This is a genomic window from Pseudomonas sp. 2725, from assembly GCF_050434585.1.
In the GTDB taxonomy this organism is placed as follows: Bacteria; Pseudomonadota; Gammaproteobacteria; order Pseudomonadales; family Pseudomonadaceae; genus Aquipseudomonas; species Aquipseudomonas jessenii.
In genome coordinates this window covers 83042-103913 of record NZ_JBNDIV010000010.1, presented here as the reverse complement: position 1 = coordinate 103913, position 20872 = coordinate 83042, and the positions used below count along the sequence as shown (strand labels likewise).

The 20872-nt window shown below is 59.7% G+C and carries 18 protein-coding genes and 1 pseudogene; 11 read left to right on the top strand and 8 right to left on the bottom strand.

All coding sequences use genetic code 11. The features are described from left to right. Nucleotides 1-185 precede the first annotated feature (185 nt). The 8 genes from ABIE16_RS25805 to ABIE16_RS25770 all read left to right on the top strand — a co-directional run bounded on the left by ABIE16_RS25805 (nucleotide 186) and on the right by ABIE16_RS25770 (nucleotide 9469). Entirely contained in the window at nucleotides 186-2126 is a 1941-nt protein-coding gene (locus ABIE16_RS25805) for a putative nucleotidyltransferase substrate binding domain-containing protein (RefSeq protein ID WP_057713017.1), read from the top strand. Beyond that, entirely contained in the window at nucleotides 2123-2830 is a 708-nt protein-coding gene (locus ABIE16_RS25800) for a 3'-5' exonuclease (protein WP_218494739.1), read from the top strand. Before ABIE16_RS25805 ends, ABIE16_RS25800 begins: the two co-directional genes overlap by 4 nt. 226 nt (nucleotides 2831-3056) lie before the next feature. After that, nucleotides 3057-3575: an RNA polymerase sigma factor gene (locus ABIE16_RS25795; RefSeq protein ID WP_090451802.1), complete on the top strand. Its 519-nt coding sequence runs from the start codon at nucleotides 3057-3059 to the stop codon at nucleotides 3573-3575. Further along, entirely contained in the window at nucleotides 3572-4546 is a 975-nt protein-coding gene (locus ABIE16_RS25790; protein WP_429522190.1) for a FecR domain-containing protein, read from the top strand. Before ABIE16_RS25795 ends, ABIE16_RS25790 begins: the two co-directional genes overlap by 4 nt. 287 nt (nucleotides 4547-4833) lie before the next feature. Continuing rightward, nucleotides 4834-7269, top strand: coding sequence for a TonB-dependent siderophore receptor (locus ABIE16_RS25785; RefSeq protein ID WP_429522189.1), 2436 nt, complete (start codon nucleotides 4834-4836; stop codon nucleotides 7267-7269). Nucleotides 7270-7341: 72 nt separating this feature from the next. Continuing rightward, the gene (locus ABIE16_RS25780) at nucleotides 7342-8472 is read left to right on the top strand and encodes a PepSY-associated TM helix domain-containing protein (RefSeq protein WP_057716549.1); all 1131 of its coding nucleotides are present in this window, start codon (nucleotides 7342-7344) and stop codon (nucleotides 8470-8472) included. Next, on the top strand, nucleotides 8469-8648 hold the full coding sequence (locus ABIE16_RS25775; protein WP_085716476.1) for a hypothetical protein: 180 nt from the start codon (nucleotides 8469-8471) through the stop codon (nucleotides 8646-8648). The genes ABIE16_RS25780 and ABIE16_RS25775 overlap by 4 nt, the downstream gene beginning before the upstream one ends. A gap of 191 nt (nucleotides 8649-8839) precedes the next feature. Then, the gene (locus ABIE16_RS25770) at nucleotides 8840-9469 is read left to right on the top strand and encodes a glutathione S-transferase family protein (protein ID WP_057716548.1); all 630 of its coding nucleotides are present in this window, start codon (nucleotides 8840-8842) and stop codon (nucleotides 9467-9469) included. 181 nt (nucleotides 9470-9650) lie between these two features. Here ABIE16_RS25770 and creD read toward each other — a convergent pair whose 3' ends face one another. From creD to creB, 3 genes are all read right to left on the bottom strand, one after another. After that, complete coding sequence (creD, locus tag ABIE16_RS25765) at nucleotides 9651-11021, bottom strand: cell envelope integrity protein CreD (protein ID WP_429522188.1); 1371 nt, start codon at nucleotides 11019-11021, stop codon at nucleotides 9651-9653. 116 nt (nucleotides 11022-11137) lie between these two features. After that, nucleotides 11138-12556, bottom strand: coding sequence for a two-component system sensor histidine kinase CreC (gene creC, locus ABIE16_RS25760; protein ID WP_429522187.1), 1419 nt, complete (start codon nucleotides 12554-12556; stop codon nucleotides 11138-11140). Then, nucleotides 12556-13236, bottom strand: a complete 681-nt coding sequence (creB, locus tag ABIE16_RS25755; RefSeq protein WP_218494818.1) for a two-component system response regulator CreB — start codon at nucleotides 13234-13236, stop codon at nucleotides 12556-12558. Before creB ends, creC begins: the two co-directional genes overlap by 1 nt. A 200-nt stretch (nucleotides 13237-13436) precedes the next feature. Here creB and ABIE16_RS25750 point away from each other — a divergent pair. Further along, a pseudogene (locus ABIE16_RS25750) lies at nucleotides 13437-13770 on the top strand (RHS repeat-associated core domain-containing protein); the annotation flags it as partial. 448 nt (nucleotides 13771-14218) lie between these two features. Here ABIE16_RS25750 and ABIE16_RS25745 read toward each other — a convergent pair. Then, a complete protein-coding gene (locus tag ABIE16_RS25745; protein ID WP_429522186.1) occupies nucleotides 14219-14722 on the bottom strand; it encodes an ATP-dependent zinc protease family protein in 504 nt (167 codons plus the stop codon). A gap of 164 nt (nucleotides 14723-14886) precedes the next feature. Between ABIE16_RS25745 and ABIE16_RS25740 the strand changes: the two genes are divergently transcribed. Then, the gene (locus ABIE16_RS25740) at nucleotides 14887-15774 is read left to right on the top strand and encodes an acyltransferase (RefSeq protein ID WP_429522185.1); all 888 of its coding nucleotides are present in this window, start codon (nucleotides 14887-14889) and stop codon (nucleotides 15772-15774) included. 1 nt (nucleotide 15775) lies between these two features. Here the strand turns inward: ABIE16_RS25740 and ABIE16_RS25735 are convergent, their stop codons facing one another. Next, nucleotides 15776-16330: a DUF2780 domain-containing protein gene (locus tag ABIE16_RS25735; RefSeq protein ID WP_429522184.1), complete on the bottom strand. Its 555-nt coding sequence runs from the start codon at nucleotides 16328-16330 to the stop codon at nucleotides 15776-15778. Nucleotides 16331-16555: 225 nt separating this feature from the next. On the opposite strand from ABIE16_RS25735, the gene ABIE16_RS25730 reads away from it, so the two are divergent. After that, on the top strand, nucleotides 16556-17590 hold the full coding sequence (locus ABIE16_RS25730) for an RHS repeat-associated core domain-containing protein (protein ID WP_429522183.1): 1035 nt from the start codon (nucleotides 16556-16558) through the stop codon (nucleotides 17588-17590). A gap of 66 nt (nucleotides 17591-17656) precedes the next feature. On the opposite strand, the gene fdhA is transcribed toward ABIE16_RS25730, so the two are convergent. The 3 genes from fdhA to ABIE16_RS25715 form a co-directional block, all read right to left on the bottom strand. Continuing rightward, nucleotides 17657-18856 carry a formaldehyde dehydrogenase, glutathione-independent gene (gene fdhA / locus ABIE16_RS25725; protein WP_090451825.1) on the bottom strand — a complete coding sequence of 400 codons (1200 nt, stop codon included), beginning with the start codon at nucleotides 18854-18856 and terminating at the stop codon, nucleotides 17657-17659. Nucleotides 18857-19059: 203 nt separating this feature from the next. Continuing rightward, the gene (gene purU, locus ABIE16_RS25720) at nucleotides 19060-19917 is read right to left on the bottom strand and encodes a formyltetrahydrofolate deformylase (protein ID WP_007981374.1); all 858 of its coding nucleotides are present in this window, start codon (nucleotides 19915-19917) and stop codon (nucleotides 19060-19062) included. 169 nt (nucleotides 19918-20086) lie between these two features. Further along, nucleotides 20087-20719 (bottom strand): sarcosine oxidase subunit gamma, encoded by a 633-nt coding sequence (locus ABIE16_RS25715; protein ID WP_150813795.1) that lies wholly within the window; start codon nucleotides 20717-20719, stop codon nucleotides 20087-20089. Nucleotides 20720-20872: the final 153 nt, after the last annotated feature.

Sequence of the window (20872 nt, the reverse complement as noted above, 5' to 3'; positions counted from 1 at the left end):
GTGCGCTTCGTCGGATATTTTTCCAATAGGGGGACGGAGAGGTTTTTCGCACAGTTGCGTAGGATTCTTCCGACATTTCAGCATACCAATCGCCTACCTAGACTTACGTCCAATGGGCACTCCGGCCACAGGGGTCGACCATGTCTGGGTCATCCGACAACAACAATTCAAAAAAGACTGCGGTAATGGTTATGAGTAAAGCGGACGCCTTCACACAGGCAGGGAAAACCGCGGTGTTGCAGAACATCCAGGGCACGTTGCAATTCCTCCAGCGCTTCCCGCCCTTCAATCAGATGGAACACGCTCACCTGGCGTATCTGGTCGAGCAATGTCAGATGCGTTTTTACGCCCCCGGCGAGAGCATCATCAAACCCGCTGACGGCCCGGTCGAGCACTTCTATATCGTCAAGCAAGGCCGGGTCGTGGGCGAGCGTCCGCATACGGTAAACGGTAGCACCGAAACGGTCTTCGAGATCACCACTGGCGAATGTTTCCCTCTCGCGGCGTTGCTGGGTGAACGGGCGACCCGCACCGAGCACCTGGCCGGCGAAGACACCTTCTGCCTGCAACTGAACAAGCCGGCATTCATCCGCCTGTTTTCGCTATCGGACACCTTCCGCAACTTCGCCCTGCGCTGCGTCAGCAGCCTGCTGGATCAAGTCAACCAGCAAGTGCAGCAAAAAGCCGTGGAAACCCTGGGCACCCAATATTCGCTCAATACCCGACTGGGCGAGTTGGCCATGCGCCACCCGGTGACATGCGCCCCGCAGACGCCATTGCGCGAAGCCGTGACGTTGATGCACGAACAACAGGTCGGCAGCATCGTGGTGGTCGATGAACTCAAGGCGCCACTGGGGATTTTCACCCTGCGCGACCTGCGCCAGACCGTGGCCAACGGCAGCAGTGATTTCAACGAGGCCATCGAAGGGTACATGACCCGGGCGCCGTTCTTCCTGTCGCCGGATCAGAGTGCATTCGACGCGGCGATTGCCATGACCGAGCGGCACATCGCCCATGTCTGCCTGGTCAAGGACCAGCGCTTGTGCGGCGTGGTTTCCGAGCGCGATCTGTTTTCCCTGCAACGGGTCGACCTGGTGCACCTGGCGCGCACGATCCGCAATGCCCAGAAAGTGGAAAACCTGATGGCGCTGCGGGGCGAAATCGGTCAACTGGTCGAGCGCATGCTGGCCCACGGCGCGTCTTCGACGCAGATCACCCACATCATCACCTTGCTCAACGACCACACCGTGTGCCGAGTGATCGAACTGACCCTCGCCGAAAAAGGCGACCCCGGCGTGCCGTTCAGCTGGCTGTGTTTCGGCAGCGAAGGCCGTCGCGAGCAGACCCTGCACACCGATCAGGACAACGGCATTCTGTTCGAAGCCAGGGATGCGGCCCATGCCGCCGAGATTCGCGGCAAGCTGCTGCCCATTGCCCAGCAGATCAACCAGAGCCTGGCGCTGTGCGGCTTCACCTTGTGCAAGGGCAATATCATGGCCGGCAACCCTGAGCTGTGCCTGTCCCGGGCCGAATGGGCGCGGCGCTTTGCGGCGTTTATCCGCGAGGCAACCCCGGAGAACCTGCTGGGTTCGAGCATCTATTTCGATTTGCGCGTGGTCTGGGGCAGCGAGCAAGGCTGTGAGCAATTGCGCCGGAGCATTCTCGACCAGGTCGGCGACAACCGCTTGTTCCAGCGCATGATGGCTGAGAATGCGTTGCGCAATCGCCCGCCCGTAGGGCGTTTCCGCGAGTTCGTACTGGCTCGAAAAAATGGCGAGAAGGCCACCCTGGACCTGAAGACTCAGGGTCTGACACCCTTTGTCGACGGCGCCCGGTTGCTGGCCCTGGCCCACGGTATCGAAACAAACAACACGCTGGAGCGTTTTCGCCAGTTGGTCGACAAGGAGGTCATCGATCCCCTGGACGGCGCCGCGTACGAAGAGGCCTATCACTTCATCCAGCAAACCCGCATGCAGCAACATCAACTACAGACCCGAGAGAATTTTCCTTACTCAAATCGGGTCGATCCCGACAGTCTCAATCATCTGGACCGGCGCATCCTGCGTGAGTCCCTGCGCCAGGCACAGCGCCTGCAAAGCAGCCTGACCTTGCGGTATCAGATATGAGCCTGTTTTCATGGCTGCGCCCGGCCGGCCCGAGCTTGTCCGCAGACCTGCAACAACGTCTTCAACGCCTGCCGACGGTCACCGGATTGAGTGAATGCAGCCTGCGCGAGCAGCGCTGGGTAGTGCTCGACCTGGAAACTACCGGGTTGAATATGAACAAGGACCGGGTACTGTCCATCGGCGCCGTGGTGATCGAGGATGGCGCGATCGATTTCAGTCGACAGTTCGAGCGAACCTTGCAATGCGGCGAACTCAAACTCGGCCCCAGTGTGCTGATTCACGGCTTGGGCCCCAGTGCAATTGCTGCCGGCAGCGATCCGGCCGAGGCGCTGCTCGAACTCATGGAGTTTGTCGGCGACAGCCCGGTGCTGGCCTTCCATGCGCCGTTCGACCAGCACATGTTGGCGCGCGCCCTGAAGGATCATCTGGGTTACAAGTTGCAGCATGCCTTTCTGGATGTGGCAGATATTGCGCCACTGCTATGCCCCCAGGCGCACATTCGCGAGGCCGGGCTGGACGATTGGATCGACTGGTTCAAGCTCGAAGTCTTCGAGCGCCACCACGCCAGCGCCGATGCCCTGGCCACCGCCGAACTGGCACTGATCCTGTTCAGCCGTGCGCGGCAGCAGCAGATTCATAGCCCGTTGAATTTGCAACAGCGCTTGAGTCAGTGGAAGCGCCGGCAACAGGCGCCTTCCTTCTGACCTTCAGGCCCCTCCTGTAGGAGCGAGCTTGCTCGCGATGGTCATGAACGGTGACGCGTGCTGTCTGGAAAAATGCGTCGCCTTCAAATTCATCGCGAGCAAGCTCGCTCCTACAGAGGCCTTCGCCAAATCCCCACCCGACCAACGCCAATTGCTTACCTCCCTCGCCTCTGCCACAATCGCGAACAATTCTCGTTAGTTAATACTTCCCAATCGGTGATGCGGCGTGTCGTCAGTCCCAAGCCCTCAAAGTGAGCTCGTCGGTGCGTTATATCGCGACCATCGCGGTTGGCTATTGGCCTGGCTTCGACGCAACGTCGCCTGCCCCCAGCGGGCCGAAGACCTGAGCCAGGACACTTTCGTGCGTTTGCTGGGCCGTGAAGAACTGAAGGCACCGCGCGAGCCGCGGGCATTCCTGGTGGCGATCGCCAAGGGCCTGCTGTTCGATTATTTCCGTCGCGCCGCGCTGGAACAGGCCTACCTCACCGAGTTGATGCTGATTCCCGAAGCCGAACAACCGTCGGCGGAAGAACAGCAAATGATCCTCGAAGACCTGAAAAACATCGACCGCTTGCTTGGCAAGCTTTCCAGCAAGGCCCGGGCGGCATTCCTCTATAACCGCCTCGACGGCCTCGGTCACGCGGAAATTGCCGAGCGCCTCGGTGTGTCGGTGCCGCGGGTGCGCCAGTACCTGGCCCAAGGCATTCGCCAGTGCTATATCGCGCTGTATGGTGAGCCGACATGAACCCGGTCAGTTCCAAACCGGTATCGGCCAGCGTGCTGGACGCGGCGATTGCCTGGCAGCTGTCCATGGACTCCGCCAACCCGGTAGAGCGCGAAGAGTTCGCCAAGTGGCACGCGGCCCATGAAGAACACGCCCGCGCCTGGCGCCAGCTGGGCATGCTCGACCAACGCTTCAGCGTGGCCAGCGGCCCGGCCCGCACTGCCCTGCTGCAATCGCGCGAAGGCATTCGCCGGCGAGTGCGCAAGCTTGGCAATGGTGTCGCCAGTATCGTTGCCGTGATCGGCCTGGCCCTGTTCGCCGGGGATCGTTACCTGCCGATCGACTATTGGCTGGCCGACCAGCGCACCGCCGTTGGCGAGCAGCGCACCCTGCGTCTGGCTGACGGCACGCTGATCAATCTCAACACCCACAGTGCGCTGGATGTGCGTTTCGATGAAAAGCAGCGGCGCATCGTGCTTCAGGAAGGCGAAATACTGGTTGAAACCGGCCATGGCGATCCCCGGCCGTTCATCGTCGAAACCCGCGAAGGCAGCGTGCGTGCGCTGGGTACGCGGTTTCTGGTCAAGCGCGAGGAAGACGGAACGCGCTTGAGCGTATTGCAGTCAGCAGTGGCGGTTCACCCTGAGTCCAACCCTGACGAAAAGATTCTGCGCGAAGGCCAGCAGGTACTGATCCGTAACAACGGCCTGGGCCCGGTTCTGGCCGTCAACCTCGGTACGGATGCCTGGACCCGCGGCATGCTGGTGGTGGACAACACACGGCTGGAAGACCTGGTGCATGAAATCGGCCGCTATCGAAACGGTTACGTCGGGGTCGCGCCGGAAGTGGCCGACCTGCGCATCACCGGCAGTTTCCCGCTGCGCGACACCGACCTGGCACTCAACGCCCTGCTGCCGACCCTGCCGGTGCAGATCGAACAGCACACACAGTGGTGGGTGAAGGTCGTGGCCAAGGCCGATACCAAGCCCTGAATCCGCACACAGAACCCTGTGGCGAGGGGGCTTGTCGGATCGCCGCACCGCCCCGTTGGGTCGCGAAGCGGCCCCCTGCATTTTTCTGACTGACTGTGTTCGCTGACGTCACGACTGCTACGCAGCCGAACGGGGGCAAGCCCCCTCGCCACAAAATGCGCATGCCTGAAGCTCCTCGATGTTTATTGAATAACTGAATCTAAATTATTTTCATCCAGCCCTATCACTTTTTGATTTTCGTACGGCACACAGGCAATTGAGAAATGTTTCCATTCAGGAGCCGCTGTATGCCTCGTTCGCTAGACTTCCTGTTACGCCGCAGTTTGCTGGCGGTTGCCATTGCCCTTTGCACCCCTTTGGCCAGCAGCCAACTGGTCGCCGCTGAACAGGCGTCCAACGTCCGCGCCTACAACCTGCCGACCGCTCCACTGGCCAACACCCTGAACCAGATTGCCAGCCAGGCCGGTCTGGCCCTGTCGTTGAACCCATCCCTGGCGGCGGGCAAGACCTCGGCACCGGTCAGAGGCCAGTTCGACGCAGCCGGCGCCCTGCGCGAAGCACTGCGTGGCACCGGGCTGCAACTGGAACAGAGCAGTGCGGGCACCTACAGCCTGGTGGCCGTGCCCGAGGGCGTGATGGACCTGCCGGTAACCAGCGTGATTGGTGTGCAAGACACTGAAAGCGCCTGGGGCCCGGCACAGGGCTACCTGGCCAAGCGCACCGCCGCTGGCACCAAGACCGACACCGCGCTGGTCGAGGCACCGCGTTCGATTTCGGTCGTCACTCGCGAGCAGATGGACGACCGCAACGCGCACACCCTCGACGATGCCGTGCGCTACTTGCCGGGCATCACCTCCAGCAGCTTCGGCAGCGACACCCGCGCCGACTGGTTGCGCGTGCGCGGTTTCGAGCCGACTCAATTCCTCGACGGCCTGCCACTGCCAAAAGGTGTGTACTCCAACCCTAAACAGGAAACCTGGAACCTCGACCGCCTGGCGCTGCTGCGCGGCCCAGCCTCCTCCGTGTACGGCCAGACCCCGCCGGGCGGCCTGCTGGACATGGTCAGCCGTCGCCCAAGCGCTGAAGCCAGCAGCGAGATCCAGCTGCAATACGGCAGCGACAATCATCGCCAGATCAACTTCGCCAGCACCGGCAAGATCGATGACGAAGGCCAGTTCCTTTACAGCCTCAGCGGCGTCCTGCGCGACGGCGGCACGCCCATCGACCACATCGATGACAAGCGCTACAACATTGCGCCCAGCCTGACCTGGAACATCGACGAAGACACCAAATTCACCCTGCTCACGCAGTTCACCCGTGACGATACCGGTATCACCAGTCAGTTCTATCCGATCCAGGGCACCAAGATCGACATGCCGTTCGGCGATATCTCCCACCACAAGAACCTGGGTGACCCGAACTACGACTTCTACGACCGCACCTACTACGCACTGGGTTATGCCTTTGAACACCGCTTGAACGATGTCTGGCAGTTCCGCCAGAACCTGCGCTACACCAAGTCGGAGCTGTCGTTCCAGGCCGTGACCGTCAATAGCTACGGCCCCTCTTACGGGTCTGTTGTTGACGATCAAGGCAACACCGGCCGTGGCACCACCAATGTCGACGAAGACATCGCCCAATTCGCCGTGGACAACAACTTCCAGGGCGACTTCGTCACCGGCGACGTCAGTCACACCTTGCTGATCGGCCTGGACCACCAGCGCAACACCACCAACTACCTCTCGATCTTCGGCACCGCGCCGGGCATCAACGTCAACGACCCGGTCTATGGCTTGCCGATCGAGCGTCCGGCACGCTCCACAGCCTTCTATGACTACGAACAGAAGACCCAGCAGACCGGCCTGTACATCCAGGACCAGATGGCCCTCGGCCAATGGCGCCTGACCCTCGGCGGTCGTGAAGACTGGGTCCACACCGGTACCACGTTCTTCAACAAGGGCGATGCCACCAACACCGAACGCGACAAGAACTTCAGCGGCAACGCGGCGATCAGCTACGTGTTCGACTCGGGCTTCGTGCCTTACCTGTCCTACGCCGAATCGTTCCAGCCGACCAGCAATGCCGTCGCCTCGCCGACCGAGTCGTTCAAGCCGACCGAAGGCAAGCAATGGGAACTGGGGATCAAGTACCAGCCACCGGGCAGCAACACCCTGCTGACCGCGGCTGTGTATGACCTGACCCAGAAAAACGTTTCCGTCACCAACAACGTGGGCAACGTGACAGTCACCAGCCAGACCGGCGAAGTGAAAGTCAAAGGCCTGGAGCTTGAAGCCGTTTCCGACGTGACCGAAAACCTCAAGGTCACCGCTGCCTACACCCTGGCCAAATCCGAAGTGCAAGAGGGCATCTACAAGGGCAATCGCCTGCAACTGATGCCTAACCAGCAAGCGTCGGTGTGGGGCGACTACACCTGGCACAACGGCGTGCTGGATGGCTTCGGCATCGGCGCCGGCGCGCGCTACACCGGCAATACCTATGGCGACCAGGCCAACACCTGGCTGGGCAAGGCCGACGCCTACACAGTGTTCGACGCCGTGGTTCACTACGACCTCGGTCGCCTGGACAACAGCCTCAAAGGCGCTTCGCTGGCCGTCAACGCAACCAACCTGCTCGACAAGGACTACATCTCGACTTGCGACAGCTACTACTGCTACTACGGCGACCAGCGCAGTGTCGTCGCCAGTGCAACCTACAAGTGGTAACGCTTTGAGCTGACACGCCCAATGACCAGGCCGTCCTTCGTGGGCGGCTTTGGTTTTTCTGAAGGCTATGAAATGAAAAGTAAAACAATTCGCCGCTGGTCCTTCGTCCACACCTGGTCCAGCCTGATCTGCACCGCGTTTCTGCTGATGCTGGCACTGACCGGCCTGCCGTTGATCTTTCACCACGAGATCGACCACTTGCTGGGCGATGCGCCTGAAGTGAAGGTAATGTCGGCGGACACCCCGCACCTGAATTTGCAGCAGTTGGTGGACGCGGCCGAGAAACATCGTCCCGGTGAAGTCATGCAGTACTTCGGCTTCGAGGACGATGAGCCCAACGCAGTGCTGACCATCATGGCCGCGACCGCAGGCACCGAGCCGAACTCGTCCCACACCTTCATGCTCGACGCCCGTACTGGCGAAGCGCTGGAAACGCCATCGGCCAACGGCGGCTTCATGATGGTCATGTTGCGCCTGCACGTGGACATGTTCGCCGGCTTGCCGGGCAAGTTGCTGCTGGCGTTCATGGGAATTGCGTTCGTGGCAGCGATCGTTTCCGGCACGGTGCTGTACTTGCCGTTCATGCGCCGCTTGAAATTCGCCACCGTGCGCCAGGACAAATCCACTCGCCTGCGCTGGCTCGACCTGCATAACCTGATCGGCGTCGTGACGTTGACCTGGGCGCTGGTGGTCGGCGTAACCGGCGTCGTCAGTGCCTGCGCAGACCTACTGATTGCCGCATGGCGCAACGACACACTGGCCGCGATGATCGCGCCGTATCGCGATGCACCTCCGCTGACTCAACTGGCGCCGGCCAACCGTTTGCTCGACATCGCCAAGGAAGTCGCACCAGGCATGCAGCCGGACTTCATCGCCTTCCCCGGCACACGCTTTTCCAGCGAGCACCATTACGCAGTGTTCATGAAGGGCAGCACGCACCTGACTTCGCACCTGCTGACGCCGGTTCTGATCGATGCCAGCACCCTGCAAGTCACCGCAGTGGTCGAACGCCCGTGGTACATGGACGTCATGGGCATGTCACAACCGCTGCACTTCGGTGACTACGGTGGCATGCCGATGCAGATACTCTGGGCGACCCTCGATGTGCTGACCATCATCGTGCTCGGCAGCGGGGTCTACCTGTGGGTGGTGCGGCGCAAGGCTGCCAGGCCTGTGCTGGAAAAAGCGGAGAGCGTGGCATGAAGCCCCGGCAGTCGAACTTCTGGAAAGTGTTTAGCACTCCAATCGTCATCGCCTTGTTCAGCGCGGCAGGGTTGTTTGCCGCGTTGCTCGGTGATGGTGTGTGGGATTCGCTGAGCTGGCTAGGCTTGGGCATCCCCGCCGCTGTTGCCCTGCGAGGCCTCCTGCAACGCCGCTAAAGCGACATCCCCCTGTAGGAGCGAGCTTGCTCGCGATGCACCCGAGAACTCCCCGGGGTGTCAGTCTTCCAACGTCATCGTTGACGACCATCGCGAGCAAGCTCGCTCCCACAAGGGGTCAAGCCATGATGCTTGAGCAATCAGACCAACGCGCTATGCTGCCCGACACTGCCACCGACCGAGACGCTGCCATGTCCGCCCCGAGCATGACCCTGTACCACAACCCGCTTTCCCCCTTCGTTCGCAAAGTCATGGTGCTGCTGCACGAAACCGGACAACAGAACCGCGTGGCGTTACAGACCAGCGTACTGACCCCGGTCAACCCGGACCTGACCCTGATCGATGACAACCCCCTGAGCAAAATCCCGGCCCTGCGCCTGGCCGATGGCAACATCATCCATGACAGCCGGGTCATCCTCGACTACCTCGACCACCAGCACGTCGGTAACCCGCTGATCCCCCGCGAAGGCTCGGCCCGCTGGCGGCGCCTGACCCTCGCTTCACTGGCCGACGGGATCATGGACGCGGCCGTGCTGGTTCGCTACGAAGTCGCCCTGCGTGCCCCGGAGAAACACTGGGACGAATGGCTCGACGGCCAGCGCGACAAGATTCGTCGCGCCCTGGCCTTGCTGGAAAAGGACGCGATTGCCGAATTGACCTGCCACTTCGACGTGGCGGCGATCAGCGTAGCCTGTGCATTGGGTTACCTGGACCTGCGCCATCCGGATCTGGACTGGCGCACAGCGAATCCGCAACTTGCGGCGTGGTATTTCGAGGTGAGCCAGCGGCCTTCGATGATTGCAACGATGCCGAAGGTTTAGAACTTCGCCGGCTGTACTGACCTCTTCGCGAGCAGGCTCGCTCCCACCTTTGACTGCGGTCCCATGTGGGAGCGAGCCTGCTCGCGATGGCACCACAACGGATCTAACGCAAACAACTCGGCAATCAGCGTCGCCAACACCCTCCCCTCCCGCTGATCTTCCCGCAACCCCACCGACCGGCTCATTGCACCGCTCCAATATCGAAGTTCAGCGGTTTCCCCGTTTTCTGCCCAACCCCATACCAATCCAGCTTCCGCGTCAGCACCATAAACACGCCGAGCAAACCGAACAGCAGCAGCGAGCCCATCAACAGCGCGTAATCCTCTGCACTCAACAGCCCGTAGAGCAGCCCATACAACGCCGCCAATCCCACAGAAAAACTCAAGCCGTGGCGCACGCTGCGCAACACGTGGCAAACGTAGAACCCGATCAACAACACACAACCGCTGGCGGACAACAGGTACGCCAGAGCAAAGCCGATGTGCTCGGACAACGACAGCAACAACAGGTAGAAGAACGCCAGCGCCACACCTACCAACGCATATTGCACCGGGTGCACCGCTAGGCTTTTCAGCACTTCGAACAGGAAGAAACCGGCAAAGGTCAGGACGATGAACAGCAGCGCATATTTGATCGCCCGGTCGCTTTTCAGGTACTGGTCCACGGGTTCGATGAAGCTCACGCCGAAGCTGCGACCGAACAACGCCTCACAGCCACCGCGGGACACGCAGCTGTTCAGCGTTTCTTGCAGGTTGGTGGAGAAAAACGAGGTCTGCCAATGGGCGGTAAAACCTTGATCAGTGATCTCGCGCTGGGCAGGCAGGTAGTTGCCGATGAAGCTTGGATGCGGCCAGTTGGCACTCAGCGAAACTTTGCTGGTCTTGCCCACCGGCAGGATTTGTAACTGGCCGGTGCCTTGCAGCTTCAGGTCAAAACCGAAGGCCAACTCCGTGGCCTGCTTTGTTTCCAACGCCGGCAGGGTCACGTGGACGCCTTCACCCAGCCAGCTCACTTGGCTGCCCGGAATGAAGTCCAGGTTCTGGCCGTTGAGTTCAAGCTTCAAAGCGTTTTCGATACCACGAATGTCGCTGATGCCAACAGCGAGGAACGGCTGGTCGAACTGGTAATCGGCAAAATCTTCCTTGATGCCCAGTTGAACCGGCAGGGAAAAGTGGCCGCTGATGCGGTTCTCTGCATGAAACAACCGCGCCTGGTAAATACCTCGGGAACGCAGTTCGGTCTGAACGTCTGCGTCGAGTTCGAAGCGCTCCGGCAGAAAATACAAACGACCGCGCTCTTCACCGATCTCCTGATAACGCTCGTTGGTTTTTTCGTGCGTCTTCCAGGTGCGCACGACTTTACGATACGGCACCACCATCAGCGGGCCGCTCAATTGCTGGCTGTAACTGGAGCTGCGGGCAATGTCTTCGAGCACACCGTCGCGCAGTTGCTGGCGCTCCTGGATCACGCCGTTGATCATCAGCAGTGGAATCAGCAACAACAGAATCAACAGGGCAATTGCCCCGAGTTTTAGGGTCAGGCTACGGTTCATGGGACTCTCCCTGTTTTGGATGGGGAGAGTCTGGATTCGGTATGTGGTGGGGCCATGGGGGGAATGTGGAGATTGTGTGGAGATTCAGCCTGCTCGCGATTGGCCGTAACTCGGTCTTAAGGCAGGTGTAACTTCACCTCCACTCCGCCGTCGACATTACCAATACTCATCGTACCGCCATGCAGCTTGACCACTTCCTCGACAAAGTTGAGCCCGAGCCCGGTGCTTTTGCGCCCACTGTCGGGACGTGGCAACGAGTAAAAACGCTCGCTCAAACGCGGCAGCGCGTAGTCGGGAATCGGCTCTGCCTGATTGAAAAGCTTGAACCCGACCTGCTCGCCTGTCCGTTCAGCGGTGAATCGCAGCACACCTTCAACAGGGGTGAAATCCAGCGCATTGTCCAGCAGATTACCCAACGCCTGACGCAGCAGAAATGGCTCGCCGATCAGCACCAGGTCCGATGGAATCGTTTGCTCTACGCGCAACTGCTTACCTTCGATTCGCGCAGATTGCGCGTTCAGCAGGCCATCCACCAAAGCCGCCAATGGCACCGCCACCCGCTGCTCCAGCCCTTGGCGTTGCTCGACCTGCGCCAGGTTCAAAAGCCGCTCGATCAACTGCTGCATGCGCGCACTTTCACTGTCGATATTGCCGACGAAACGTTGCCGCTGTGCCAGAGGCATATCGTCCTGCAACAGTTCCGCCGCGCCACGAATCGCCGCCAATGGACTCTTCAGCTCATGGGTCAAGGTGTGCACGTAACGTTCGACGTAGGCCTTGCCTTCAAGTTGCGTGCGCATCTGCTCCACTGCCGTGGCCAATTGCTCCAACTCACCGCCGCGATAATGCGGCACTTCAACCCGCCGGCCTTCACTGACGCCTTGGGCGTACGCCGTCAATCTTCGCAGGGCTCGGCTGAGCCACCAGGATAACAATGCACCTAACAGCAGACCGAGGCCGATCAGCCCGGCGCCGTACGCCAGCAACCGGCGTTCCGTGCGATCCACATAGGGCTGCAACGAGCTGTTGGGCTTGGCCACAGTGACCACGCCGATGATCTGGCCGTTGTCGCGAATCGGCGCACCGACGTGCATCACCGAAGACCCCGGATCGTTCGGGTCATTGCGCGTGGAGCGTGCGCCGTATTCGCCACGCAGGGTCAGGTAGACGTCGTTCCAGCGTGAGTAATCCTGCCCCACCGCCGTCCCGCTGGAGTCCAGCACGACGATGCCCTTGGCGTCGGTGACGTAGATGCGGTGGTTGACCTGATTCTTTGGCAAGCCCCAGATTTTCGCTCCGGGCTGTCGCTCACCATAGGCCTTGAGCAGTTCCGGCCAGCGGTTCTGGTTGAGGCTGCCGGCCTTGAAGTCGTCGCGCAGGATCTCGGCCATCAGGTTGGCGGTATCGACCAGGGTTTCTTCGGTGGACTGGCGCACGCCGGGGCGGATCTCCTGCATGACCGTGTTGAGCACAAAGTAGCCGGTCAGGCCGATGAACAGTGCGTAGACCAGGAAAATCCGGATTCCCAGCGGCATCAGCTTTGTCCCGGGTTGTAGCTGTAGCCGAGGCCGCGGTGGGTCTGGATCGGTTCGGCATCAGCCTTCACCAATCGCAACTTGGCGCGCACGCTCTTGATGTGGCTGTCGATGCTGCGCTCGTAACCGGCGTCGGCGGCCACACCCAGGGCATCGAGCAACTGTTCGCGGCTGAAGACTCGCTCGGGCTGCTCCAGCAGGCATTGCAGCAGACGGAATTCATGGCGGGTCAGGGTCAGCAGTTGACCGCGATAACTGATTTGCACACGTTCACTATCGATGCGAAACAACGTCGCCGACGGTTCACTGACCGTGCGGGGCGCCATGCGCTTGAGAATCACCCGGACCCGCGCCGCCACCTCCCGAGGGCTGAAAGGTTTGACCACGTAATCGTCGGCGCCGATTTCCAGGCCCACGACGCGATCGATTTCGCCATCCCGGGCGCTGAGGAACATCACCGGCACTTCGCTGAAGCGCCGCAGTTGCTTGCAGGTTTCGAAGCCGCTGATGTCCGGCAGGCCGATATCGAGAATGATCAGATCCGCCGGGGTCTGGCGCTGGTGCTCCAGCGCCGCCGCGCCCAGGCTCAGCCATGTGGTGGTGAAGCCCTCGCCTTGCAGGGCGAAAACCAGGGTATCGGCAATGGCCGCTTCGTCTTCGACAATCAGGATATGAGGCATGGCGTCCGAGCCCGGCAGTGATGTGGGCGAACGGTGACTCAAGGGGGAATCGGCGTCAATCAGGCTGTGTTAATTGGCGGCGAGGCCTGTGGTACCTAGCAGTTCTGCTAGTAGGCAATGGATGAAAAGAAGCTGATTCTGATAGCCCGTCTTTTTGGTACTGACACGGAGACCAGTCAATGCCTTCGCACTCTCGCAAAACGACTCTGCTGGCAACCGATCATCAGCGCTCGGTAATAAACGCCCTGGACGAGAATCGGCCACACCCCATCGCCTACACACCCTATGGTCATCGCCCAGCCGACATCGGCTTGCTCAGCCTGCTGGGTTTCAACGGCGAACGGCCGGACCCGCTGACCGCGCATTATCATTTGGGTAACGGATATCGGCAGTTCAATCCGGTGTTGATGCGGTTTAACAGCCCGGATAGCTGGAGTCCGTTTGGGGAGGGTGGGTTGAATGCGTATGGGTATTGCGACGGAGATCCCGTGAATCGGGCAGATCCAACGGGGCACGCCTGGGGACTTTTGAAAGCGCTGAGACGGATTAATATCCTCAAGAAGAAAACCAGAATCCCCAAAGAAATGGAAAATTACGCCTTCATCGAAAAACCAAAGACGTCGTTTGATAAAAAAGTAGCTAAACAAATCGATAAAGACTTCAGAAAAGGTAAACCGTCAGCCGAGAAAGTACAAAAACGAGAAGACCGTTATTGGAAAAAGGAAATACAAAAAACCGGTAAAAGACCAGATGAGCTAATTGCTCAAGCTAAGGAGAGGTTTGAAAAAAGTCGCCCACCTGATACCTCTCCCCCCTCCTTGACGCATGTAGTGCTCCCACCCAACTCGAGGGTAAAATCGATCGGTAACATAAACGATCAAAATAAGAAAACCGAACTCATTCGGACGGGCTCAAGTAGCGCTACCAACTAGGCAAGACAGCACTTGCGGTTGATTAGTTGTAGTGATTCGTGAGAAGTGAATCAACAGTCCGGCTTATCCGCCGTAAAACGCCGAGCCGGATTCACCGCCGCACCAAACTCACGCAAGGCCTTGGCGCCGATCAACAACGGGTAGTTGAAACTGCTGCGGTCAGTCAGGTTGACCTCGACCGTGCGCTTGACGTTGCCCAGACACAACTCCAGATCGACCACCGGACGCTTGGTCGGCGCGGCCACGTCTTCATCCTCGTCTTCTTCGGAACGAGTCTTGATCTTGCTGATGCGTGCGATCTTGTGCTCGTAGACCTTGTTGCTCGCATCCTTGGTCGCGAGGCGGAAACGCACCCAGTCTTCACCGTCGCGGGTAAAGGTCTCGATGTCCTTGGCCGACAGCGACGCAGTCAGCGCGCCAGTATCCATCTTGGCCTTTAGCACTTCGCCGCCGATTTCCGGCAGGGCGATGTATTCGTAACGACCATAGAGGGTCGGCTCGGCGGCCATGACCGGCAGGGCGATGAGGGAGAGCGCTGCAAGAAGGGATTTCACGTAATGGGTTTCCATGAGAGTGAGCAGTCGGATTTTAGACCGTCGTGCGCTTGATCGTTCCCACAAGGTTACCGCCCCAAAAGTGAAACATTCGTCAGCACCGATTTGGCCTGTCGCCCGAAGCTGCTTATCATGGCGCGCCCAACCGCTTCCACGAGTGACTTATGCGCCGCCTGCTCACCGGCTGTTTCGTGACCCTGCTGCTCCTGCTCAACACCTTGATCCTGATCGGACCGTTGATGGTGTTTGCCCTGCTCAAACTGATCCTGCCCGGCCGTTTTCGCGATTACGCCTCATGGTCGGTGATGTGGATCGCCGAGACCTGGTCCGAGATCGACAAGCTGATCTTCCGTGTCTGCATCCCTACCCAATGGGACATCCGTGGCGGTGACGATCTGCGTCGCGACACTTCATATCTGGTGATCAGCAACCATCAATCCTGGGTCGACATCCCGGCGCTGATCCAGACGCTGAACCGGCGCACGCCGTTCTTCAAATTCTTCCTCAAGAAAGAGCTGATCTGGGTGCCCTTCCTGGGCCTGGCGTGGTGGGCGCTGGATTACCCGTTCATGAAGCGCTACAGCAAGACGTTCCTGGCGAAATACCCGGAACTGGCCGGCAAGGATCTGGAAATCACCAGACAGGCCTGTGAATTGTTCAAGCGCCAACCAGTGACGGTGGTCAACTACCTCGAAGGCACCCGCTTCACGGCGGCTAAATGTGACCAGCAACAGTCGCCGTTCAATCACCTGCTCAAGCCCAAGGCCGGCGGGGTGGCCTTTGTGCTGGCGGCGATGGGTGAGCAGCTCGACGCGATTCTCGATGTGACAGTGGTTTACCCGCAGCAGACGATTCCGGGGTTCTGGGACTTGATCAGCGGCAACGTTCCGCGGGTCATCATCGACATCAAGACTCGCGAACTCGACCCGGCGCTGTGGCAAGGCGATTACGAAAACGACCCTGCGTTTCGCGAGAAGGTCCAGAATTGGGTCAACCAGCTCTGGATCGAGAAGGACCGGCGCATCGACGCGTTGCGCGCCGGGCGCCGCTGAATCAGCTACCGGTGCCGGTGCCCCAGATGCTGCCCAGGCTGCTCAGCAGCGAACCGCCGACGCCCTGCTGACCGAAGTATTGCAGGAGTACCGGGGCAAACTGGCCGATCATGCCGCTGTCCATGCCCAGGGCGCTGAAGGCGTTGTTCAGGTCGTTGGTGTCCTTGACGTTGCCCAAGGCGTTGTCCAGCCCTGCTGCTTTGCCGCTGGAGCCGAGCAGCCCGGCCAGTGCCCCCAACTCCCCGCCGCCCGAGAGCATGTCGATGCCCGGCACGCTTTTGGCCAGTTCCGAGTAGTCGGTCGAGCTCAACTGGTTCTTCGCCAGCCCCAGCATCGCCCCGGCGCCGCCAACGGCTTGCTCTGGGGTGATGTCCAATTCACTGAGGGTGCTCAGCAGGTTGGCGGTCTGCGGTGTCGGTGCAGCAGTCGCGGCCGCGTCATCGCCCTGCATGCCGGCAATGGCATTGACCGCATCGCCCAGATTGAACTGTGCGAAGACCGGGCTGGCAGTCAGGGTCAGGAGTGATGCCAGTGCAAAACCGCGTGAAATCTTCATTCAGACATCCTCTTGCGTCATGAAAAACGCCCGGCTTACGGGCGCAAAGCTGCCGATTTGACCGGGCAGACGCGGGCATGTTCCTCAGGCTTCCACCCATTTCCTATCCGCTCGTCATAAAGCATCCCTGAAGTCTGCGGCACTATCAGATCTGCTAGTAGGCGGCTCTGTTCGAATGCACCACAGTAAAAACCTGAATCGACACACTCATTCAGGAGGCTGGCCATGCTCCCCGCTCGAGAAACGCTGCTCTGCAGTTACCGCTACGACCCGCTGGATCGTCTGGTTGATTGCACGCCCTCTGCGCAGTCCCCCACCCGACGCTTTTACCTGAAAGATCGTCTGGCCACCGAGATTCAAGACGCGGTGCAGCGTTCGATCATGCAGCACGATGATCAACTGTTGGCGCAGCAACAGCGTCAGAGTGGGGCCGTGGAAGCGCGCTTGCTTGCCACTGATCAACAGCGTTCGGTGTTGAATGTACTTGATGTCGCTCGGCCACATTCCATGGCCTACACGCCTTATGGCCATCGCCCGGCGGAGAACGGTTTGCTCAGCTTGCTCGGCTTCAACGGCGAACGGCCGGATCCGGTGACGGGGTGTTATTTGTTGGGGAATGGTTATCGGGCGTTTAACCCGGTGTTGATGCGCTTTAACAGCCCGGACAGTTGGAGTCCGTTTGGGAGGGGTGGGTTGAATACGTATGCATATTGCGTAGGGGATCCAGTCAATCGGCAAGATTCATCCGGGCACTTCCCTCGATTCCTCAAGGGCTATAACCCTATCAAAGCACTCCAAAACAGGCTCGGACTCAGAATGCCTTCTGGTCAGAACGCACTTCCCAGTCGAGGATCAACCCCGGTGGGGTCAAATAGCTCTTCTACCGCTGAAGCTACTATTTCACAAGAAAGCATGGGCAATACAATCGCCTCCCAGCAAAGAACTATAGAGTCACAGCAAAAAATAATCGCATCCCAACAAAAACATCTTGACTCAGTAGAAATAAAAATAAAACAAGGACTAAGCATAATAAGTGATTACAAGACAACAATAATTCAACAGGAAGAATTAATCGCCGACCTGCAATCCAAAGTAATCAACCTAATGGACGATCTCGCTTTTTCTTTACATATAAATTCCACAGCTACAAAGACAGCAGCAGATGTTGCTGCCGCTTATGGCTCATATACACCACTACAACAACCTGGAACATCACAAATTCATATCCAGCAAAAAAGCACATCGATTCGAAATTCGTAGTTCTCCACATCAAAACAGGACAAAAAAAGGGCCGCCCACTGGCAGCCCTCCTCTAGCCTCGATCACTTACGCCGCACTAAACATCTTATGCGGATCAATCACAAACTTCTTCGGCACGCCCGCATCGAACTCGCCATAACCCTGCGGCGCCTGATCCAGGCTGATCACCTGCACGCCCACCACTTCGGCAATGTTGATACGGTCCCACATGATCGCTTGCATGAGCGCGCGGTTGTACTTCATCACCGGGGTCTGGCCGGTGTGGAAGCTGTGGGATTTGGCCCAGCCCAGGCCGAAGCGGATGCTCAGGCTGCCCATTTTCGCGGCAGCGTCGACAGCACCCGGGTCTTCGGTCACGTAGAGGCCGGGGATGCCGATCTTGCCTGCCACACGCACCACGCCCATCAGCGAGTTGAGCACGGTGGCCGGGGCTTCGTGTTTCACGCCGTCATGGCCATGGCCACGGGCTTCGAAACCAACGGCGTCGATGGCGCAATCCACTTCCGGCTCGCCCAGCAGTGCGGCGATCTGTTCGTGCAGCGGCGTGTCCAGGGACAAGTCGGCGATCTCGAAGCCCTGAGCCTTGGCGTGGGCCAGACGCACGGTGTTGACGTCACCGATGATCACCACCGCCGCGCCCAACAGACGAGCCGAAGCAGCCGCCGCCAAACCGACCGGACCGGCACCCGCGATGTACACGGTGCTGCCCGGGCCGACGCCAGCGGTCACGGCGCCGTGATAGCCGGTCGGCAGGATGTCGGAGAGGCAGGTCAGGTCACGGATTTTTTCCATCGCCCGGTCGCGATCCGGCAGTTTCAGCAGGTTGAAGTCGGCGTACGGCACCATGGCGTATTCGGCCTGGCCACCGGTCCAGTCGCCCATGTCGACGTAACCATAAGCACCGCCCGGACGCGCCGGGTTGACGCTCAGGCAGACGCCTGTGTGCATTTCTTTGCAGGAACGGCAGCGCCCGCAAGCCACGTTGAACGGTACGGACACCAGGTCGCCGATCTGCAGGTTCTCGACGTCGCTGCCCTTTTCGATCACTTCACCGGTGATCTCGTGACCCAGGACCAGACCGGTTTGAGCGGTGGTACGGCCGCGCACCATGTGCTGGTCGGAACCACAGATATTGGTGGAAACCACGCGCAGGATCACGGCGTGGTTAATTTTCCTGCCACGCGGGTCCTGCATTTTCGGATAATCAATACTCTGCACTTCGACCTTGCCAGCGCCGAGATACACCACACCACGATTGCCAGACATGCTTTCACCTCGCTGTTGTTTTTATGGAACCGCGTTGCCCAGGCAGGCAGCGCGTTAAATGCTCGGGTTATTGCCGTTGTCATTTGTGTTGCTTGTAAGGGCCTCATCGCGAGCAAGCTCGCTCCCACAGGTTTTTGTGTCGTTCACAAATCTTGTGTCCGCCCCCGATCCACTGTGGGAGCGAGCTTGCTCGCGATGGAGATTTAAAGAACGACCGTTCTGTTGGCGTTCAAAAACACTCTTCTCTCGATGTGATACCCAACCGCCCTCGCCAAAGTCAGCCCTTCGATATCCCGCCCCTTGGCAATCAGGTCTTCCGGATAATGGCTGTGGTCCACTGCCTCCACACCCTGGGCAATGATCGGGCCTTCATCCAAGTCGTTGTTGATGTAATGCGCGGTGGCGCCCACCAGTTTCACGCCCTTGTTGTAGGCCTGGTGGTAGGGCTTGGCGCCCTTGAAACCGGGCAGCAGGGAGTGGTGGATGTTGATCGCCTTGCCATCGAGCTTGCGGCACAGCTCCGGCGACAGCACTTGCATGTAGCGCGCAAGGATCACCAGTTCCGCACCAGACTCTTCAATGACCTGCCAGACCTGACGTTCCTGGGACGGCTTGTCGTTCGGATCCAGCGGGAAGTGGTAGTACGGAATCTGGTGCCAGTCAGCCAGTGGCTTGAGGTCCGGGTGGTTGGAGACCACGGCGGCCACGTCCATCGACAACTGGCCGATGCGCTGGCGATAGAGCAAATCGTTGAGGCAGTGATCGGCCTTGGAAACCATGATCACCACTTTCGGCCGGTAGTTCGGCGCGGTCAGTTCGAAGATCATGCCGAAGGCTTCACCGCGCTCGGCGAGGCCCGCGCGGAAGGACTGCTCGTCGAAACCGTCAGGCTGGCGGAATTCCACACGAATGAAGAAACGGCCCGAGAGTCGGTCATCGAAGGAATGGTGCTCGGTGACGTAGCAGCCCTGCTCGAACAGAAAGCGGGTCACCGCGTCCACGGTGCCGAGGACGCTGGGGCAGTCGGCGGTCAGAATCCATGTGTCTGGGGCGCGGCTCATGGTGCGGTGACTCCTGTGATATCTAAAGATGACGCGGCATCTTGTGGGAGCGAGCTTGCTCGCGATGGGCGTCAACGATAACGCGTACTTACTGGATCAACGCGTCGCCCTCAAGTCCATCGCGAGCAAGCTCGCTCCCACAAGTGATCGCCTCCATGGCGGGTGGTGATCAGGCCTGAACGCTGAGGCCGAACTCGGCAGAAGCATCCTGCAGCCACAACCACCAGTAATCCGAGAAGCTGCGACGAATCAGCAGTTCCCAGGTGTCTTCGGCGGTGTGACGGATCATCAATTGCGACTTGGCGAACACCGTGCCGACGGCTTTGCCCACCGGGAAGTTGTTCGGGTGCACGTCGTAGCTGGTGGACTTCATCAGTACCTGGCGCACGTTCGGGCCGCTCAGTTCGAGGAGTTGCTGGCCGCCGCTGACATTGACGATTGCAATGTGCAAATCGCCCAGTGCTGCGCGCAGTTTTTGCTCGGCGGCAAGTTCTTCACCGGTCGGCACGATCAGCAGCCACTCATCCGGCCCCATCCATTGCAGACTGGTTTCGCCTTTGACGATGACGCTCAGCGCGCCCGGCAACTCGATGCCCAGGGCCTTGTGCACGCCCGCGGCAAACGCGGCATCGTGGCCATCGCCGCGGATGGTCAGGTGGCCGAGGAGTTTTTTCTCACGCACGGTCACGCCGGCGTTCTTGCGACCCTTGCCCACCAGGCTGGCGAGGTCGGCGTGATGCAGCGACGACTCGGCCTTGGCCCCGGAGGTTGGGCGTTGTTGGTAAACATTGGCTGCGGTCATAAAGCACCTGTTTTGAATTCTGTTGGTTCTGGCCCTTGTGGTGGCTGTTCTATCGCCATCGCGAGCAAGCTCGCTCCCACAGGGGTTAGGCGATCTCCTGTGGGAGCGAGCTTGCTCGCGATGGCGGCAGCTCACACCCCACAGGACCCGAAG

Excerpts from the sequence above, each read along its gene's own strand:
- ABIE16_RS25735 (WP_429522184.1), bottom strand. The coding sequence starts at position 16,330 with ATGAAGATTTCACGCGGTTTTGCACTGGCATCACTCCTGACCCTGACT.
- ABIE16_RS25730 (WP_429522183.1), top strand. The coding sequence starts at position 16,556 with ATGCTCCCCGCTCGAGAAACGCTGCTCTGCAGTTACCGCTACGACCCG.
- ABIE16_RS25790 (WP_429522190.1), top strand. The coding sequence starts at position 3,572 with ATGAACCCGGTCAGTTCCAAACCGGTATCGGCCAGCGTGCTGGACGCG.
- ABIE16_RS25775 (WP_085716476.1), top strand. The coding sequence starts at position 8,469 with ATGAAGCCCCGGCAGTCGAACTTCTGGAAAGTGTTTAGCACTCCAATC.
- ABIE16_RS25770 (WP_057716548.1), top strand. The coding sequence starts at position 8,840 with ATGTCCGCCCCGAGCATGACCCTGTACCACAACCCGCTTTCCCCCTTC.
- ABIE16_RS25785 (WP_429522189.1), top strand. The coding sequence starts at position 4,834 with ATGCCTCGTTCGCTAGACTTCCTGTTACGCCGCAGTTTGCTGGCGGTT.
- purU (WP_007981374.1), bottom strand. The coding sequence starts at position 19,917 with ATGAGCCGCGCCCCAGACACATGGATTCTGACCGCCGACTGCCCCAGC.
- creB (WP_218494818.1), bottom strand. The coding sequence starts at position 13,236 with ATGCCTCATATCCTGATTGTCGAAGACGAAGCGGCCATTGCCGATACC.
- creC (WP_429522187.1), bottom strand. The coding sequence starts at position 12,556 with ATGCCGCTGGGAATCCGGATTTTCCTGGTCTACGCACTGTTCATCGGC.
- ABIE16_RS25805 (WP_057713017.1), top strand. The coding sequence starts at position 186 with ATGGTTATGAGTAAAGCGGACGCCTTCACACAGGCAGGGAAAACCGCG.
- fdhA (WP_090451825.1), bottom strand. The coding sequence starts at position 18,856 with ATGTCTGGCAATCGTGGTGTGGTGTATCTCGGCGCTGGCAAGGTCGAA.
- creD (WP_429522188.1), bottom strand. The coding sequence starts at position 11,021 with ATGAACCGTAGCCTGACCCTAAAACTCGGGGCAATTGCCCTGTTGATT.
- ABIE16_RS25780 (WP_057716549.1), top strand. The coding sequence starts at position 7,342 with ATGAAAAGTAAAACAATTCGCCGCTGGTCCTTCGTCCACACCTGGTCC.
- ABIE16_RS25715 (WP_150813795.1), bottom strand. The coding sequence starts at position 20,719 with ATGACCGCAGCCAATGTTTACCAACAACGCCCAACCTCCGGGGCCAAG.
- ABIE16_RS25800 (WP_218494739.1), top strand. The coding sequence starts at position 2,123 with ATGAGCCTGTTTTCATGGCTGCGCCCGGCCGGCCCGAGCTTGTCCGCA.
- ABIE16_RS25740 (WP_429522185.1), top strand. The coding sequence starts at position 14,887 with ATGCGCCGCCTGCTCACCGGCTGTTTCGTGACCCTGCTGCTCCTGCTC.